Genomic DNA, 16,679 nt, shown 5'->3' with positions numbered 1-16,679 from the left:
TTGAGGAATATAAATGTACACAAGCTTCACTCCTTTGATTAGAGGTATTGTGTACATATATTCCTCTTTTATTTTGCAAATTATTACGTCAATTTTTGGTAATTATTTAAAAAGTGCAAAACTATAGATCCCTTATTCGATCTAGGGATTTTCGATAGAATTCAGCAAAATCATGTTCAATCAAATACGCCATACGCATAATGGCCAAGTCGGAAATATCCGATTCCAGTCTGCTCGGATAGAGATTTTCCTCTTCCTTTACTAACTCAAAAATACTAGCTTGTTCCAAAGGCAACGGATCGCCTTGGGACCAGGCATTTTCCCTTAGCAGATTTTCTAACGCCTCTTTCAGGATTTGATAATGTTCTTCCTCCGCTTTTGCCAGACCTTCAAAGACCTTTTTTGCTTTTTCACCCTTTACCTGGTCTTTAAAATGGGTATAAAATCTTTGACCGTTTCGTTCCATCTCCATAGCATATTGTATGATACTGACGGCAGTGTTTTCCAAGGGATATCCCTCCTCTTAGGCAATTTTCAATAGAATTTATACAATATCAATACCCATTTTTTCTGAATAAAACACAAGGGTTTCGCAAATAATAGGCAATCGAAGTGATTTTTTAGGAATGCATAGGAGATGATAAATATTCGACAAGAAAAAAGTGAGACTGTATTCCAGTCTCACCCAGTTTGCAGACAAACCCTTGAGATTTGACTTCCTGCTCAGACCTGGGCCGCTTTTCTAAATAAAAAACAAGGAAAAAAGCGGCTTGCTGATTCGCGACGAAGCCTAAATCTCAAGGGTTCTTACTTATCCCGTTACTTTTTCTACAGAATGAAGTGAGACTGTATTCCAGTCTCACTCAATTTCGTAAGGCCATTTGTCGATACCGCCCTTGAGGATGTAAACCCTTGGGAAGCCGTTATTTGCCATAATTTGGGCTGCCTTGGCACTGTCTCGGTCATTTTCACCGTACAACATATATATTTTTTCCCTGTCAAAATCAGCTAAACTCCTTTTTAAGTCCCGATAGGTGATGAGGGTAGCCTGAGGAAGGTGTCCGTGGGCGTAATCCTTTTCATCCCGAACGTCCAGTATTACGACCCCCTCATTCTTTTCTATAAGTATTTTCGCCTGTTCCGGAGATACTTTCTTATAGGCGTATTTTATAGTTTCTGAGAATGTTTCATCTGAACCTGACATCTTCATCCAAATTGCTATACTAAGAATCAGTGTTAGAAGTACTGCAAGTGCTATGTATAAAGTCCGTTTTTTAAAAATAAACACCTTTAACATGGGGATATCACCTCACTACCTTGTCTCGTACTAATAATATATTTATATTTTATGGGTTTTATTACTGAAATTTATGATGCCTTCCTGTCCTCCCTTGGCAGAAAGGGAAAAAAATGATAGAGAATTTTAAAAAATAATATGGAAATTTAACGTAAAAAAAGTAGGAGTCCTGTAAGCACCAATGGCAGGAAGGAACATATGATAAAAATAGGCGGTTAACCTAATGATGGATAGGAAGGAGGAAAGCGTTTGTATCCCTATGATGGTTATTGGACCTGCTATGAAATGGAAGTAGAAAGAATGTATCCGGAAATCTATCACAGAATTTATCCCCATGTCTGCAGGATCTGTGATCGAGAGGATCATCCCTATAACCATAGAATGTATCCATTTCCAAAAAGAGAGATCATTGATCGCATGGTAGATGAGGTATATGGGCAGATGGAAGAGGATGAAATGTATCGTACACCTGACGGATTTGGTTCCCAGAGGAATTTACTGCGAGATTTGATTGCAATCCTGCTGATCCGGGAGCTATTGGATAGGAGAAGGTTTCCAAGGAGAAGAAGACCTTGGGCGTATTACTAAAAATTAGGGGCAGAAAGCCTCTAATTTTTTTGTTGACTTTTTGTCAAAGAAAGAATAATATAATAATAGAAATACCCCTTACCCAGGGGGATAGGGAAAGGAAGGAAAAGCATGATCACACAAGATATGATTATCTACGATGTTTTAGCAAAATATCCTGAAGGGGAAAAAATATTTAAAGATTTTGGAATTCGATGTTTTGGATGAGGGGGTGCCCTTTATAAAAGCATAGGATATGCTTGCAGGATGTATGGTGTGGAGGTTAAACGTTTATTGGATGCATTGAATGAACTGACAAAATAAAAATAGGAGTGGATGGGAATGGGTGAAAAAATACTGGTAATTGGAGCAGTTGCGGCAGGTACCAAAGCTGCTGCAAAAATCAAGCGGGAAAATCCTAAAGCACAAATTGTTGTAGTGACGCGGGATGAATATATCTCCTATGCAGGCTGTGGTCTTCCTTATTATATTGGCGGTGTCATTGAGGAAAAGAAGGAATTAGTTGTGAAAACACCGGAGGATTTTAAACTGTTGACGGGCATTGATGTATTGACGAAACATGAAGCGTTGAAAATTCATAAGGAAGCAAAGACAGTGGAAGTAGAGGATATGACAACAGGAGAAATAAAGGAATATAAGTATGATAAGCTGGTCATTGCCACAGGGGCATCCCCCTTTATACCACCTATTGAAGGAAGAGATCTAAAGGGTGTATTTTCTGTGCGGACAGTAAATGATGCTTTAGCAATCCGAGAGCTGGTAGATCAGGGAGCCGTGAAGAAGGCTGTAGTCGTAGGCGGCGGTTTTATCGGTCTGGAAGTAGCAGAGAACCTTCATGAAAAAAACATTGAAGTATCTATTGTAGAACTTATTTCCCATATTCTGCCGCCCTTTGACGAAGAAATTGCATTGTATGCGCAAAATTACATGGCGGATAAGGGCGTAAATATCTACACGGGCGAAAAAGTTCTTTCCTTGGAAGGGAAAGATGGAAGGGTTTCCAAAGTAATTACAGACAAGAGGGAGATTGCAGCGGATTTGGTGATCATGTCTGTAGGAGTAAGACCTAACACAGAATTGGCCAAGGAAATTGGCCTGGAATTGGGGCCTACGGGAGCCATTAGAGTAAATGAATATATGGAAACCAGTGAAAGGGATATTTATGCTGTGGGAGATTGTGCAGAAAACATGAATCTAATTACAGGACAGCCTGCCTGGTATCCTATGGGGTCCACGGCCAATAAAATGGGAAGGGTCGCAGGCATCAATATTGCCAATGAAGAAAAGGATAGCCTGAAGGGTGTATTGGGAACGACCATTGTAAAATTGTTCAAACTCAATGCGGGAAAAACAGGATTGTCCGAAAGAGATGCAAGGAAGGCCGGTTTTGAGGTTGAGACAGCTTTGGTTCCTGCCAACGACAGGGCCCACTATTACCCCGGTTATAGGGAAATCATCACAAAGTTGGTTGTGGACAAGAAAACCCATAAAATTCTGGGCGCCCAGGTGATTGGAGAAGGGGTGGTGGATAAGCCTATGGATATTATTGCAACAGCCATTACCTTTGGGGCAAAGGTAGAGGATTTGGAAAAGCTTGATTTGGCCTATGCGCCGCCTTTCTCTACGGCTATGGCATCAACAATTCTGGCAGCCAATGTATTGCGAAACAAACTGACGGGAAGGGTGCAAGGTATCAACCCCGTAGAGTTAAAGAACAGGCTCCATGAGGTACAGATTGTGGATGTTCGAGATGAAGGTTCCTTTATGGTCGGAACGATCCCCGGAGCTGTCAATATCCCTTCTGGAGAGCTATACATGAGGGCCCATGCACTAGACAAACATAAGGAGATCGTATTGGTATGCAAAATCGGTAAAAATGCATATTTGTCCTACTTGAAATTAAAGGAATTGGGCTTTGAGAATGTCAAGATTTTAGAGGGAGGTACAAATGCCTACCCTTATGAAAAGGAATAAGGGGAACAAGGTGAAATGCACAGCAAAAATCAGATAAAGTTTTTGACGGTGCATTTTATCAAATGAGGAAGTACGATTATGATGGTTTATTTATAAAGGAGGAATAAAAAATGGCTGAATTCAATCTAAACTGTAAAGGCTTGCAATGTCCCGGGCCAATTATGCAGGTATTTAAGACTGCAAAGGAGGCACAACCGGGAGATATTATCCATGTAAAAGTTACAGACAGGGGTTTTGCAAAAGATATACAAGCCTGGTGCAAAAAAACAGGAAATGAAATGCTGGAGCTTGTAGAAAGCGAAACAGAAATCTATGCAAAAATCCTTAGAAAGTAAGGGGAGAAATTATGGCAGATAAAAAGACGATAATTGTATTTAGCGGTGATATGGATAAGGTGATGGCAAGTTTTATCATTGCCAACGGTGCCGCTGCCATGGGTAGCGAAGTGACCATGTTCTTTACCTTTTGGGGTTTAAATGTATTAAGAAAGGCCCAAAAGATAAAGGTAAAGAAAGATTTTATGGAAAAAATGTTTGGATGGATGATGCCAAGAGGTGCAGAAAAATTGGGCTTATCCAAAATGAACTTTGGTGGCATGGGAGCCGTGATGATGAAACAAATTATGAAAAAGAAAAATGTAAACAGCTTGCCGGAATTGATTGAAAGTGCTCAGGCCATGGGTGTAAGAATGATTGCTTGTACCATGTCCATGGATGTGATGGGCATTAAAGAAGAGGAATTAATCGATGGAATAGAGTTTGCCGGAGTAGCTACCTACTTAGGAGAATCTGACGAGGCAAATGTGAACTTGTTTATATAAATTTTTGCAACAGGAAAAGAAGTGGTTGAAATTTGATCAGCCACTTTTTTCATCATATAAAATATCTCTGTATATTGAAAAATTACCGTAGAATTTCTTTTTTTAAAAGTGATTTTGTGGCAAAATAGAATTAATAGATATGGTCAAGGAGAGGAGTGTTTCTGTGTCAAAAGAAAAGGCAAAGAATGATATCATCGGCAGGCTGAGAACGATTAAAGGCCATATTGCTGGCATAGAAAAGATGATTGAAGAAGACAAGCCTTGCGATGATATATTGCTTCAAATTGCAGCCATTAAGGCCTCCGTTCACAAAGTGGGGTTGGTGATTCTGGAGGAACATGCCAAGGATTGTCTTATCCATGCAGAGGAAGGGGAAAAGGTAGAAAAAGAAAAAATAGAAAAAGTGTTGAATACCATTGTAAAATTTATAAAGTAGCACGATGTTAAGGTGCTACTTTTAATTTTGTTTTTTGTACAACGGCAACAATTTTAGGATAGGCTTTTAGTGTACCATAAGCTACCAAAGGCCTGCCAAAGGCAACAAGCCCTAAACGCCTGGAGCTGCCTCCGCCGATGCGCATCAGATTATTTACGGCAACGGAGGTATCTACAAAGAGGATTTCTTTTCTATCACGGCCGACCATGTCGAATACGCTTCCAATGGCATTGGTAATCAGTTGGGGAACATATTGTCTATGGATGGTATAGATTTGATTTCCGTATTCGTCCTGCCCATGATAGATGAGTCGGCCCTGATCTTTCTTTTCCAGTTTGTCAAACAAAGGAACATCCAATATATCTTTCATGGAAGGAAGTATGTCCATAGGCAAGCGGTTTAGATGAATTGCTGCAGCAATGACGGTAGAATGGGTGCCGCCCACATCATGATAAACCACATACAAAAATATCACCTACCTTGAGAAATGATGAAAAAAATCAATAATATTAGTGTTCGTCCTCTGCTAAAAACTATACTTACCCATAGATGATTTTTCTTAGGCTGAAAAGGAAATTGCCATATCTGTGAGCCGTCTTACATATAGATGTATATGATATATATTATAGATGACCAAATGAAAGATATAAAATTTGAAGATAAATGAGGGAGGAAAATATGGGAGTGTGTGCAATATATGATGATGGCCAATGGAATGAACAAATTGCTTTAGCAGCTTCAACTTTTGGATTGGATTTTTATCCGCAGGAATTTGAATTGTTGGATAAGGAGGAATTTTTTGTATATCGGGTGCATTTGGGATTGCCTCTCCTGCAGCCCTATTGGCGTTTCAGCGGAAAGGAGCAGATTTTTAGCCTATCAGATTGCAAGCGTTTTTTTAATGAAAAGGCTCTTTATGCACTGCCCCAAAGAGCATATCTGCTTAGGGAAAACACTTTATCGGAAACGCTTTTTGCAATGATTCATCTATATGCATATAACGACTTTGTAAAACGTAACAAAATCTTTAGGACGATAGGAGACGGGCGGGATATTTTGCGCCAATTTGACGGGCATCATCAATTCATTCAAAGTTGTATGGAGAATGAAAAAATCGGTTCTGGTGAGGTAGAAAAAATTTTGGCAGGAGCCCATGCGGCACGTTTTCAAGGGAATCAACTGCTTCATTTTATGATGGAACAGGGAAATCTGTCTGACTGGCAAAAAGAGCTTTTAAAAATTGTAGAAAAGGAAACACATTATTTTCTGCCTCAACTGGAAACCATGATCATGGCTGAGGGATGGGCCGGTTATTGGTACGAGAAAATTTTAAACCAGTTAGCTTTGCCCGATGAGCTCAGGGAAGAATGCAAGAGAATGCATAATGTTGTTTTTTATAGAAGCACAGAATCTTTTACGCTAGAAAAAATGGCATATATGTTGTTCAAAAAGATCGATGAAACCTATGGCCCTAAGGAAATTTTTCAAATTTGCCAAAGAGAAAGGGATGTATCTTTTGTTGAAAGGTATTTCGACTGGGATATATACAGACGATTGAAAGGAGCAGGTGATTTGCAGGAGAATGGAAGGGCTGAAAAAGATGCATGGGAGATGTTGAAAAAGAATCTTCTGGATGTCGCAGGACAAAGAAGGATCCCTATGATCAGGGTTAATGGAGTTAGGGTACAGGACGGGACCCTGCTATTAGAACACCTGTGGGATTATCGGGAGTTGCAGCAGGAATACGTTTTTGAATTTTTAAAGCATATGGTCAACCTATGGGGCAACAAAGTCATGATTAAGACAAAGTTTAACAATATCAATAAATTGGTACTTTGTAATGAATGTAAATCTATTGCCATCAAAACAGAAGGAAAGTGAACCTATCATAAAAGGTGCTGACATCGGCATCCGTTAGCTTGTAGACAAATCCTTGAGATTTGGCTTCCTGCTCAGACCTGGGCCGCTTTTCTAAATAAAAAAATGAGGAAAAAAGCGGCTTGCTGATTTGCGACGAAGCCTAAATCTCAAGGGTTCTTACTTATTCTATTACTTTTTCTACAAACTGAAGGATGCTGACATCGGCATCCGTTTTTTGTGCTATAGATAATACATACCAAACAATGCAACCAGCAAAAGAAAAAATAAGAAAAAGCTGGTGGGATGTTCAAGACAGTAGGGTGTATCCTTAAAGAGTAGGATTAATAATAAAAAAAAGAACAAAAGACTATCTTGCGAGACTTTAGCAGTGCCTTTATTGGACATGAATTGATGCACCTCCCTCTACCTTATAGTATTCTTAAAGCCTTTCCGAAGTACCATGAGGGGGTGAAGAAGCCTAGAACATCTAAAATTGAAATAATGAAAAAACAAAGAGCATTCGCGCAAAAATATTAAAATAATTTAAAACAAATATTAACATATGTTAATGCTCAAAATGGAATAAATATGATAATATATAAATTGCACGCCCTTATAGGATATCGTTTTCCTAATAATGGAAAGCATGAATATCCATTCTTATTTTCAACCCTGGCACAAATCCCAAGCTTTGAATTGTCAGAAAAGTGAATCACGATCTTAAATCACAGAAGGAGGAGAAATTGATGGCAAATGCAAAACAAGCTGTGCAATCATCAAGAAAAGGATTATTTGCAAGATTTCTTGATATGATTGAAGTGGTAGGAAACAAGCTGCCCCATCCGGTAACGATCTTTGTTTTATTTAGTATTGCTGTAGCAATTATTTCTCATATTGCAGCGGCAGCGGGCGTTTCTGTGGAATTCAATATGGTAGACAGAACGACGAATGAGGTGAAGTTGACAACTGTACAAGCAATCAGCTTATTAAATGCAGACGGTATCCGCTACATGTTTTCAAAGGCCGTGGCGAATTTCACCGGCTTTGCACCTTTAGGAACAGTGCTTGTGGCAATGTTAGGTGTTGGCGTGGCAGAAGGAACAGGACTTATTCAGGCATTATTAAGAAAATTAGTATTAAGTACACCAAAGAGACTGATTACTGCAGTAGTTGTATTTGCAGGGGTTATGTCAAATATTGCATCGGATGCAGGTTATGTTGTATTGGTTCCATTGGGAGCAATTGTATTCTTAAGCTTTGGGCGTCATCCATTGGCTGGCCTTGCAGCGGCTTTTGCCGGGGTTTCCGGTGGATTTAGTGCAAACTTGCTCATTGGTACGGTTGACCCATTATTAGGAGGCATCAGCACAGAGGCTGCCAAATTGGTAAGCCCTGGATATGCTGTGGCACCGACGGCGAACTGGTACTTTATGATTGTATCTACATTTCTTATTACAATTTTAGGTACTTGGATTACAGAAAAAATTGTTGAGCCAAGACTTGGGGAATACAAAGGAAATGAGAAAGTGGATTTACATGATTTAACAGCTGCTGAAAAGAAGGGCTTACGAGCAGCACTGATTTCCATTGTTTTGTTTGCTGTATTGATTGCCCTGTTAGTAGTACCTGCTAACGGCATTTTAAGAGATCCTCAAAAAGGAACGATTATGGGGCACTCGCCCTTTATGGATGGTTTAGTACCGATTATTATGTTGTTCTTCTTAGTTCCTGGAGCTGCCTATGGTATCTTTGCAGGAACCATCAAAAATGATAAGGATGTGGCCAGCGCTATGGGCAAGGCCATGGCTTCCATGGGAGGATACTTGGTGTTAGCCTTCGCGGCGGCTCAGTTTGTTGCATACTTTGCCTATACAAATCTGGGCACAATCTTGGCAGTAAAAGGTGCTGCTTTCTTAAAGGCAACAGGAATGACAGGTTTTCCGTTAATTATAGGATTTATTTTAGTATCTGCCTTCATCAACCTGTTCATCGGTTCTGCATCGGCAAAATGGGCCATTATGGCACCGGTATTTGTGCCAATGTTGATGCAGTTGGGATATTCCCCTGAATTTACGCAAGTTGCTTATCGAATTGGTGATTCCTCTACGAATATCATTTCACCGCTGATGTCATATTTTGCCGTAATTATTGCTTTTGCTCAAAAATATGATAAGGAAACAGGAATCGGTACTTTAATTTCAACCATGCTGCCTTATTCTATCATCTTCTTGGTAGGATGGACAATTTTATTGGTAATCTGGTCGTTCTTTGGCTTGCCGATTGGCCCGGGAGCAGGTATGTATTTACCAATGTAGTAGCAAAAAGGCACCTTTCGGTGCCTTTTTGTGTATATCCTTTACGACAATGAAGGAAAATATGATAAGATAATCGAATAGTAACGGAGATAAGAAGCAGGTAGAGCGCCAGATAGGATGTAGCAAGGCTAAAAATTAATTGGAGGGAAAAAGATGATTAATAGAGAGCGAATTGTAAACGAGTTTTTAAAGTATGTGCAAATTGACAGTCCTACAAAGCAGGAGGGTGATTTTGCAAAATTTATTAGTGAGGAACTGAAAAGTATCGGCTTGGAGGTATATATAGACGATGCAGGAGAAAAGGTTGGTTCCAATACGGGAAATGTGATCGCAAAACTAAAGGGTACTACAGATGCAGCACCCATTCTTTTCAGTTGCCATATGGATACAGTATCACCAGGGGAAGGCATCAAGCCTGTGATTCGTGAGGATGTCATTTATAGCGATGGTACGACGATCTTGGGTGGAGACAATAAGGCAGGGATTGCAGCAGTAGTTGAAGCCCTCAGGACAATCAAAGAAAATCATATGAAACATGGCCCTATCGAAGTTGTATTCAGCATTTACGAAGAGGGTGGATTATTTGGGGCTAAAAATCTTGATTATAGCAAAATAGAATCTAAGATGGGCTTTGTATTGGATAGTGGTGGAGATCCGGGACAAATCGTGATCAAAGGGCCTGCCCAGGACAAAATCAACGCCAAAATCATTGGCAAACCCGCCCATGCCGGCGTTGCACCGGAGGAAGGAATCAGTGCTATTCAGGTAGCTGCTGCGGCCATTACAAGGATGAATCTTTTAAGGATTGATGAGGAAACGACAGCCAATATAGGTGTTATTCAGGGAGGAAAGGTTACAAATATCGTCTGTCCTGAAGTGGAAATTAAGGCAGAGGCGCGAAGTTTAGACAATGAGAAACTGGACAGACAAACGGCCCATATGGTTGAATGTCTGAAAAAGGCTGCAGAAGAATTTGGGGCTCAAGTGGAAATTGAAACGGAAAGGATGTATAAAGCCTTTGTCATCGATGAAAATGACGAGATTGTTCACATTGTGAAAAAGGCGTGCGAAGGGTTAGGACTGAAAGCCTTTACCGATTCCACAGGAGGAGGCAGTGATACCAATATATTGAACAGCCATGGCATTAAAGCGGTAAATTTGGGGATAGGAGAGAGAAAACCCCATACGCTGGAAGAACATTTAAGAATAGAAGACTTAGTAAATACAGCAAAGCTGATATTAGAAATTATTCAGACGGTGGCATAGCAAAATCTCAAGGCTTTGTCTACAAGCTATCATCCTTCTTTGGAAGGATGTTTCTTTTTGCAAACAATTGGATACAATACATGTAAATGCCTGAATTGGACAGTGTTATATTTTCAAAAAAACTATTGCATTTTTTGAAAAAATATATTTTAATATATCTATTGGCATTTTGAACATACAACTTTTGTGGATAATTATTCAATAATAAATTTTAGGAAGGACGTGATACAGTTGAGAACACTTGATCAGAACAGGGCACCTCTTTTTGAGGCACTGGTGGAGTACCATAAGCGGAATGTTATACCTTTTGACGTACCTGGGCATAAGCATGGAAAGGGCATACCGGAAATGGCAGCGTATTTTGGCTCTACAATGCTGGAGCTGGATGTAAATGCCATGAAATGTTTGGATAATATCTGTAATCCTATCGGCGTTATTCGGGATGCAGAAGCATTGGCAGCAGATGCATATTATGCAGACCACTCTTTTTTTCTGGTCAATGGTACGACGGCAGGGGTGCAGGCGATGATCATGAGCGTTTGCGAACCCGGCGATAAAATCATCCTTCCTAGAAATGCGCATAAGTCAGCCGTGACAGCATTGATCCTAAGTGGTGCTATTCCAATATATATACAGCCGGAAGTCAATGAAGATTTAGGGATTGCCATGGGTGTCAGCGTAGAAAGCGTAGAAAGCGCAATTGCCCGACATCCTGATGCCAAGGCCATATTCTTGGTAAACCCGACCTATTATGGCGCCATTTCTAATATCAAGGCCATTGTAAAGACTGCCCACAAATACGGCATGGCTGTTCTTGTGGATGAGGCCCACGGAGCCCATATGAATTTTCATCCCGAGTTGCCACCGGACGCCATAGAATTAGGGGCAGACATGTGTGCTGTAAGCACCCATAAAACCGGAGGATCCCTTACTCAAAGCTCTCTGCTGCTGCTAAGGGAGGGAATTGTGGATGCAAAAACAGTAAAGACAACTTTGAATTTGACCCAGACAACCAGTGCTTCCTATCTATTAATGGCAAGCATAGACCTTGCCAGAAAGCAACTGGCCACAAGAGGAGAGGAAATGCTTACGGAGGTACTAAGACTCAGCCGGTGGGCAAGGGATGAAATCAATAAAATTGACGGTTTATATGCTTTTGGAAAAGAATTGATTGGTACACCGGGAGTACATCATTTTGATGAAACGAAGCTGGGTGTAAATGTAAGAAATATCGGCCTTACGGGTTTTGAAGCATATGATATTTTGAGAGATGAATATAACATCCAGACAGAGCTGGGAGATATGTATAATGTCCTTGCCATTGTCAGTCTTGGAGATACCCAGGAATCGGTAGAAGCTTTGGTAAATGCTCTTAAGGATATTGCGGTAAGGTACCGAAGGAATGAAGAGGTGAGACTTACAAAGGGAATATTGAAGAATCCTGACATCATTGTTTCTCCTAGGGATGCTTATTACAGTGAAAAGCGTGTTGTAAAGCTGGAAGAGGCTATTGGTGAAATCAGCGGCGAATCCATTATGGCTTATCCTCCCGGGATTCCTGTTGTAACACCGGGGGAAAGAATCAGCAAAGAGATTGTGGAATATATTCAGGTATTGAAGGAAGAGGAAAGTTTGCTCCAGGGAACAGAAGATCCCTATGTGAATTATATCAAGGTTCTGGGAATGAATGAACGCAGATAGAAATACCCCTCTATGTTGGAGACATAGGGGGGTTCCCTATGGAGGTATTTTGTCCGTATGGTTGCAAGTAAATTCCTAGAAAAGTGCCGAAAATTACAGACAAAAATACTTTCAAAAAGAAAGAAAGACTTATAGGGGCAAGAAGGAATAAGACAAGAGAATTTAGCAAAAACCAATGATTTTCTAGAATTTCAAAAAAAATATTTTCGTTATATACTTATATACGTGTCTTAGGAATTACTGTGATAGATAATACTGTAATAGTAAATGCTGAAATTGGGGGATTATGGCTAAATGGGGAAAAGCGATGCTGAAGCCGCAGTTGGAACGTTCTGCATTTGCTATAGTAGATTTGGAGGATATAGATGGTCAAAAGGTATAAACTGAGAAGAGGATGTTTGTATTATATTAAGGAGAAGCATTTTCGCTCCAGATGGCAGGAACAAATTTATAAGTGGAAGCTGAGCCTGAAAGGGTGGAAGCTGGAAGAAATACGAGAAGAGTATTAAAGAATGAAGGGTGCATGGAATGCATCCTTTTTTAATACAATTTTTTGCCTATGCATGGCAATAAAATTCCTTTTGCAAAAATTGATGGCAGATAGGGCTTCTTGTTCAATGATCTATCACAAAAACTTATACAGATGTATTTGTTTTTTATATAGGAAAATTTTCAAAAAAGGTTATAAAATGATAAGTATGTACATGAAATGGTTTTGGTAGGATAAATGCATTCTGGCAGTAAAATTAGAAGATTTAACATTATAAACCAAGAGAAAGAATACAGGGAAGATATGATTTTTATAAGTGAAACAAATAGAACGGAAGGGGTCAAAAAACGGTAAAAACGACCTTGGATTATCCTCATGAAAAATAATATAATTTGAAGGGAACACAGAGAATAAAAAAATTTTTGCAGTCATAAGTATTGGATAGAGTATTCATTCACCATGATCGGATGAGGAGATGGAAAACATGAGGGTGGGAATCCCGAGAGGACTTTTGTATCATTATTATTATCCCTTTTGGAAGACGCTTTTTGAAGAATTGAAGGCAGAAGTTGTCGTATCTGGTCCTACAACAAAGGAAGTGGTCAACAAAGGCATAGAATTTTCCGTTCCGGAAATATGTGTCCCTATGAAGGTCTTCACAGGCCATGTGGAACAGCTTGTGAAAGACGTCGACTATGTATTTATACCAAGAATGGTTTCTATTGCAAATAAGGAATATTTTTGTCCAAAGTTTATGGGATTGCCGGATATGATCAAATATACTGTACCAGGGGCGCTTCATAAGATTTTAAGTCCCAAAATAGAATCCGACAGCGATAATATTTCAAATCCCAAGTTTTATCGGGAAATGAAGGATATTCTAAAAATCAGTTCGTGGGATTTAAATAGGGCACTGAAAAAAGCAGAAAAGGCATGGAAACGTGTCAGGGCTCTCAGCAAAAATGGATATGTTTTGACGGATGCCCTAGATGTTTTTGAAGGAAAGAAAAACCTATCCCAAGAGCCAGTATTTAAGAATGGAGAAATTACCATTGGACTCATGGGTTATGTCTATGACTTATATGACCCTTTTATCAGTATGGATATAATTGATAAATTAAAGGAATTGAATGTAAATATACTCACCTTTGAAATGTTGGATGAAAGACAAATTTACGATAGTATCAAATTTATGCGCAAGAAGTTGTTCTGGACTTTCAGCAATAAACTTTTGGGGGCAGGATACCACTTCTATCATAATCCAAGGGTGGATGGAATTATCCAGGTAACGGCCTTTGGCTGTGGGCCGGATTCTATGATCGGCAAAATTATGGAATTGGAGTCCGGTAGATTCGCAAAGCCTTTTATGACCGTTCGTATTGATGAGCACACGGGAGAAAGTCATTTGCAAACAAGGGTGGAAGCGTTTGTGGATATGATAAGAAGAAAAAAAATGGTGTCAGGAGGTGTGCATCATGAAGGTAACCTTTCCCTATATGGGATCAACACTGGTTTATAGAAAACTGCTCGAGATGTTGGGACATGAACCCGTATCACCTCCAAAGCCTAGCCAAAAAACCATTGACCTTGGTGTAAAACATAGTCCCGAATTTGCCTGTTTCCCTATGAAAGTGATTATGGGGAGTTATCTAGAAGCCTTGGAGATGGGCGCAGAGGTGATTTTGACTTCGGGAGGACACGGTCCATGCAGGGCAGGATTTTATGGGGAGATGCACAAGAGAATCCTAAATAATCTTGGTTATCATGTGGATGTGTGGGTATTTGACTCGATAAAAAGAGATTATGCAACTTTTATGCACCATGTGAAAAAGCTGAAAGGAGATAACTCTTGGTTAAAGCTCTGGCGCATATTGAAGCTGTTATACCAAGTGGCCAAGGATATGGACCAATTCGAGATGCAGTTGCAGACGAAAAGAGCCTATGAAGTGAAAAAGGGAGACTGTACAAGGATTTGGGAAAATATTCAGCAAATTTATGATGGAGTAAACTCGGAAAAAGATTTGGATGAAGCGAGACAGCGGTGTCAAGCTTTGATTGACGGCATAGCCATTGTGGAGGTGCCGGAAGAACAGAGGATCAGAATTGGCATTGTGGGAGAAATTTATGTGGTCATGGAATCGGCTGTCAATATGAAGATGGAGGAAACCTTAGGGGGCCTTGGTTGCGAGGTGAGAAGGGGCCATTATCTTTCCCACTGGATTGAAAACAATATGATTCCAAAACCTTTTTCCAAATCCCATGAAGAAGAGATATTGAAGAAGGGTGAAAAGTATATTGAGATACAAATTGGCGGACATGCTAAGGAAACCATGGGTCATATTGTGGATTATTATGATCAGGGTTTCGATGGAATTATTCATTTAATGCCCTTTGGCTGTTTGCCGGAACTTGTTTCCCAGAGCATTATGCCCAAGTTAATGGAGGACTTGGGAATTCCGGTATTGACCATTGCCTTGGATGAACAGACAGGTATTGCCAATAATTTAACGCGTATAGAGGCGTTCTTGGATTTGATTCGAAATAAAAAAAGAAACAGACGATGGAAAGTATCCTAGAGATGTGGAGGACATGGCATGGATAAGGTATATTTAGGTATTGACGTGGGTTCTGTAAGTACAAACATCGTAGCCATTGATGAAAACAATCAGGTATTATCCAAACAGTATATTCGGACAAATGGACAGCCTTTGGAATCAGTAAAAGCCGGGATTAAAAATTTGAGAAAAGATATGGATGGAAAATATATCGTTTCCGGTGTTGGGACTACCGGCAGCGGCAGGCAATTAATCGGCATGATGGTAGGTGCAGATGTGGTAAAAAATGAGATTACAGCCCATGCTACAGCAACCATTCATTATGTGCCGGGTGCTAATACAATCTTCGAAATTGGAGGACAGGATTCAAAGATTATCTTTCTTAATAATGGTTTAATTACGGATTTTGCCATGAATACGGTCTGTGCTGCAGGGACAGGTTCTTTCCTAGATCATCAGGCGGAGCGGTTAGGGCTTCCCATCCAGCAATTTGGGGAATATGCCCTAAGGGCTAAGAGAAAGGTAAGGATTGCGGGTCGTTGTACTGTATTTGCTGAATCAGATATGATCTCGAAACAGCAGTTTGGGTTCTCAAAGGAAGAAATTATCAATGGCCTGTGTGAGGCATTGGTGCGGAACTATATCAATAATTTGGGACGTGGGAAAAAACTAAGGCCCCCCTATGTTTTCCAAGGAGGGGTAGCCGCCAATGTAGGAATTAGGGCAGCCTTTGAAAAGGAATTAGGAGAAAAGGTGATCGTTCCCGAGTATTTTGATGTGATGGGTGCTTTGGGAGCAGCAATCTTGTCCAAAGAATATATGCAACATACGGGGGAGTCAACGAAATTTAGGGGCTTTGAAGCTGCCGATATAGCTTTTACGCCATCCAGCTTTGAATGCACCGGATGCAGCAACCTCTGTGAAGTCATCAAAATTGAAATCAATGGAGAAACAGCAGCCATGTGGGGAGATAAGTGCGCCAAATGGACGAATAGCGTGAAGAGCATATAGAAGATAAGAAAAAATGTTAGGGAAAATCCCTAACATTTTTTCGATTTGTGGAAAAACTCTTCGGGTTGGGTTTCCTGTTCAATAGAATTTTCCGCTATGTTTTGTGCTGCAGGAATATTTTTTTTAGGTTTATTTATTACTATAGTTTTGCACAAAAGAAAACCCTTAAAGTTCCTTAAAGTTTCACCTTAATACTGTTATGAAGCAATAGAAAGTATAGCATCTTTTACGGATGTATTTTTCTCTACTTCTTGATCTAATGCGGTTTTGGAGAAAACAAGTTTTTCCAGAGAAAATCTTCTAAGACAGATACGAAGCCTTTTGAAGCTAAGTTCTGATGTCCAAGGGGTATCCCCTGGATTGTCA

General features: G+C 40.0%; 16 protein-coding genes. 13 read left to right on the top strand and 3 right to left on the bottom strand.

Annotated features, from left to right (window positions below):
* Window positions 1-121: 121 nt before the first annotated feature.
* Together AN619_RS00155 and AN619_RS00150 are read right to left on the bottom strand one after the other, a co-directional pair.
* Entirely contained in the window at window positions 122-508 is a 387-nt protein-coding gene (locus AN619_RS00155) for a ferritin-like domain-containing protein (RefSeq protein WP_068553866.1), read from the bottom strand.
* Between the two features lie 351 nt (window positions 509-859).
* Window positions 860-1,297, bottom strand: a complete 438-nt coding sequence (locus AN619_RS00150) for a rhodanese-like domain-containing protein (RefSeq protein WP_068553864.1) — start codon at window positions 1,295-1,297, stop codon at window positions 860-862.
* A 249-nt stretch (window positions 1,298-1,546) separates the two neighbouring features.
* Between AN619_RS00150 and AN619_RS00145 the strand changes: the two genes are divergently transcribed.
* From AN619_RS00145 to AN619_RS00125, 5 genes are all read left to right on the top strand, one after another.
* Window positions 1,547-1,885, top strand: a complete 339-nt coding sequence (locus AN619_RS00145) for a hypothetical protein (protein WP_068553862.1) — start codon at window positions 1,547-1,549, stop codon at window positions 1,883-1,885.
* 321 nt (window positions 1,886-2,206) lie between these two features.
* Window positions 2,207-3,859, top strand: a complete 1,653-nt coding sequence (locus AN619_RS00140) for an FAD-dependent oxidoreductase (RefSeq protein ID WP_068553860.1) — start codon at window positions 2,207-2,209, stop codon at window positions 3,857-3,859.
* Between the two features lie 110 nt (window positions 3,860-3,969).
* Window positions 3,970-4,194, top strand: a complete 225-nt coding sequence (locus AN619_RS00135; RefSeq protein ID WP_068553858.1) for a sulfurtransferase TusA family protein — start codon at window positions 3,970-3,972, stop codon at window positions 4,192-4,194.
* An 11-nt stretch (window positions 4,195-4,205) separates the two neighbouring features.
* On the top strand, window positions 4,206-4,679 hold the full coding sequence (locus tag AN619_RS00130; RefSeq protein ID WP_068553856.1) for a DsrE/DsrF/DrsH-like family protein: 474 nt from the start codon (window positions 4,206-4,208) through the stop codon (window positions 4,677-4,679).
* 163 nt (window positions 4,680-4,842) lie between these two features.
* Window positions 4,843-5,115 carry a metal-sensitive transcriptional regulator gene (locus AN619_RS00125; protein WP_198153198.1) on the top strand — a complete coding sequence of 91 codons (273 nt, stop codon included), beginning with the start codon at window positions 4,843-4,845 and terminating at the stop codon, window positions 5,113-5,115.
* A gap of 7 nt (window positions 5,116-5,122) precedes the next feature.
* Here AN619_RS00125 and AN619_RS00120 read toward each other — a convergent pair whose 3' ends face one another.
* Window positions 5,123-5,575 (bottom strand): DUF3189 family protein, encoded by a 453-nt coding sequence (locus AN619_RS00120; RefSeq protein WP_242867251.1) that lies wholly within the window; start codon window positions 5,573-5,575, stop codon window positions 5,123-5,125.
* A 218-nt stretch (window positions 5,576-5,793) separates the two neighbouring features.
* Between AN619_RS00120 and AN619_RS00115 the strand changes: the two genes are divergently transcribed.
* The 8 genes from AN619_RS00115 to AN619_RS00080 all read left to right on the top strand — a co-directional run bounded on the left by AN619_RS00115 (window position 5,794) and on the right by AN619_RS00080 (window position 16,313).
* Window positions 5,794-6,996 carry a SpoVR family protein gene (locus AN619_RS00115; protein WP_068553851.1) on the top strand — a complete coding sequence of 401 codons (1,203 nt, stop codon included), beginning with the start codon at window positions 5,794-5,796 and terminating at the stop codon, window positions 6,994-6,996.
* Window positions 6,997-7,721: 725 nt separating this feature from the next.
* The gene (locus AN619_RS00110) at window positions 7,722-9,290 is read left to right on the top strand and encodes an AbgT family transporter (protein WP_083524883.1); all 1,569 of its coding nucleotides are present in this window, start codon (window positions 7,722-7,724) and stop codon (window positions 9,288-9,290) included.
* Between the two features lie 153 nt (window positions 9,291-9,443).
* A complete protein-coding gene (locus AN619_RS00105) occupies window positions 9,444-10,556 on the top strand; it encodes a M20/M25/M40 family metallo-hydrolase (RefSeq protein WP_068553849.1) in 1,113 nt (370 codons plus the stop codon).
* A 231-nt stretch (window positions 10,557-10,787) separates the two neighbouring features.
* Window positions 10,788-12,257 carry an aminotransferase class I/II-fold pyridoxal phosphate-dependent enzyme gene (locus AN619_RS00100; RefSeq protein WP_157064843.1) on the top strand — a complete coding sequence of 490 codons (1,470 nt, stop codon included), beginning with the start codon at window positions 10,788-10,790 and terminating at the stop codon, window positions 12,255-12,257.
* Between the two features lie 365 nt (window positions 12,258-12,622).
* On the top strand, window positions 12,623-12,766 hold the full coding sequence (locus AN619_RS15755) for a hypothetical protein (protein WP_157064842.1): 144 nt from the start codon (window positions 12,623-12,625) through the stop codon (window positions 12,764-12,766).
* A 465-nt stretch (window positions 12,767-13,231) separates the two neighbouring features.
* Window positions 13,232-14,266, top strand: coding sequence for an acyl-CoA dehydratase activase-related protein (locus AN619_RS00090; protein ID WP_068553845.1), 1,035 nt, complete (start codon window positions 13,232-13,234; stop codon window positions 14,264-14,266).
* Window positions 14,223-15,323, top strand: a complete 1,101-nt coding sequence (locus AN619_RS00085) for a 2-hydroxyacyl-CoA dehydratase (RefSeq protein WP_068553843.1) — start codon at window positions 14,223-14,225, stop codon at window positions 15,321-15,323. Before AN619_RS00090 ends, AN619_RS00085 begins: the two co-directional genes overlap by 44 nt.
* 18 nt (window positions 15,324-15,341) lie before the next feature.
* The gene (locus tag AN619_RS00080) at window positions 15,342-16,313 is read left to right on the top strand and encodes an acyl-CoA dehydratase activase (RefSeq protein WP_068553842.1); all 972 of its coding nucleotides are present in this window, start codon (window positions 15,342-15,344) and stop codon (window positions 16,311-16,313) included.
* The last annotated feature ends 366 nt before the right edge of the window (window positions 16,314-16,679 follow it).

The sequence above is a fragment of the Thermotalea metallivorans genome (assembly GCF_001562415.1).
GTDB classification, from domain to species: Bacteria; Bacillota; Clostridia; order Peptostreptococcales; family Thermotaleaceae; genus Thermotalea; species Thermotalea metallivorans.
Note: the sequence above shows the minus strand (reverse complement) of the source record. Positions and strands in the feature narration are given on the sequence as shown.

Excerpts from the sequence above, each read along its gene's own strand:
- AN619_RS00150 (WP_068553864.1), bottom strand. The coding sequence starts at position 1,297 with ATGTTAAAGGTGTTTATTTTTAAAAAACGGACTTTATACATAGCACTT.
- AN619_RS00140 (WP_068553860.1), top strand. The coding sequence starts at position 2,207 with ATGGGTGAAAAAATACTGGTAATTGGAGCAGTTGCGGCAGGTACCAAA.
- AN619_RS00135 (WP_068553858.1), top strand. The coding sequence starts at position 3,970 with ATGGCTGAATTCAATCTAAACTGTAAAGGCTTGCAATGTCCCGGGCCA.
- AN619_RS00130 (WP_068553856.1), top strand. The coding sequence starts at position 4,206 with ATGGCAGATAAAAAGACGATAATTGTATTTAGCGGTGATATGGATAAG.
- AN619_RS00115 (WP_068553851.1), top strand. The coding sequence starts at position 5,794 with ATGGGAGTGTGTGCAATATATGATGATGGCCAATGGAATGAACAAATT.
- AN619_RS00110 (WP_083524883.1), top strand. The coding sequence starts at position 7,722 with ATGGCAAATGCAAAACAAGCTGTGCAATCATCAAGAAAAGGATTATTT.
- AN619_RS00105 (WP_068553849.1), top strand. The coding sequence starts at position 9,444 with ATGATTAATAGAGAGCGAATTGTAAACGAGTTTTTAAAGTATGTGCAA.
- AN619_RS15755 (WP_157064842.1), top strand. The coding sequence starts at position 12,623 with ATGGTCAAAAGGTATAAACTGAGAAGAGGATGTTTGTATTATATTAAG.
- AN619_RS00090 (WP_068553845.1), top strand. The coding sequence starts at position 13,232 with ATGAGGGTGGGAATCCCGAGAGGACTTTTGTATCATTATTATTATCCC.
- AN619_RS00085 (WP_068553843.1), top strand. The coding sequence starts at position 14,223 with ATGAAGGTAACCTTTCCCTATATGGGATCAACACTGGTTTATAGAAAA.
- AN619_RS00080 (WP_068553842.1), top strand. The coding sequence starts at position 15,342 with ATGGATAAGGTATATTTAGGTATTGACGTGGGTTCTGTAAGTACAAAC.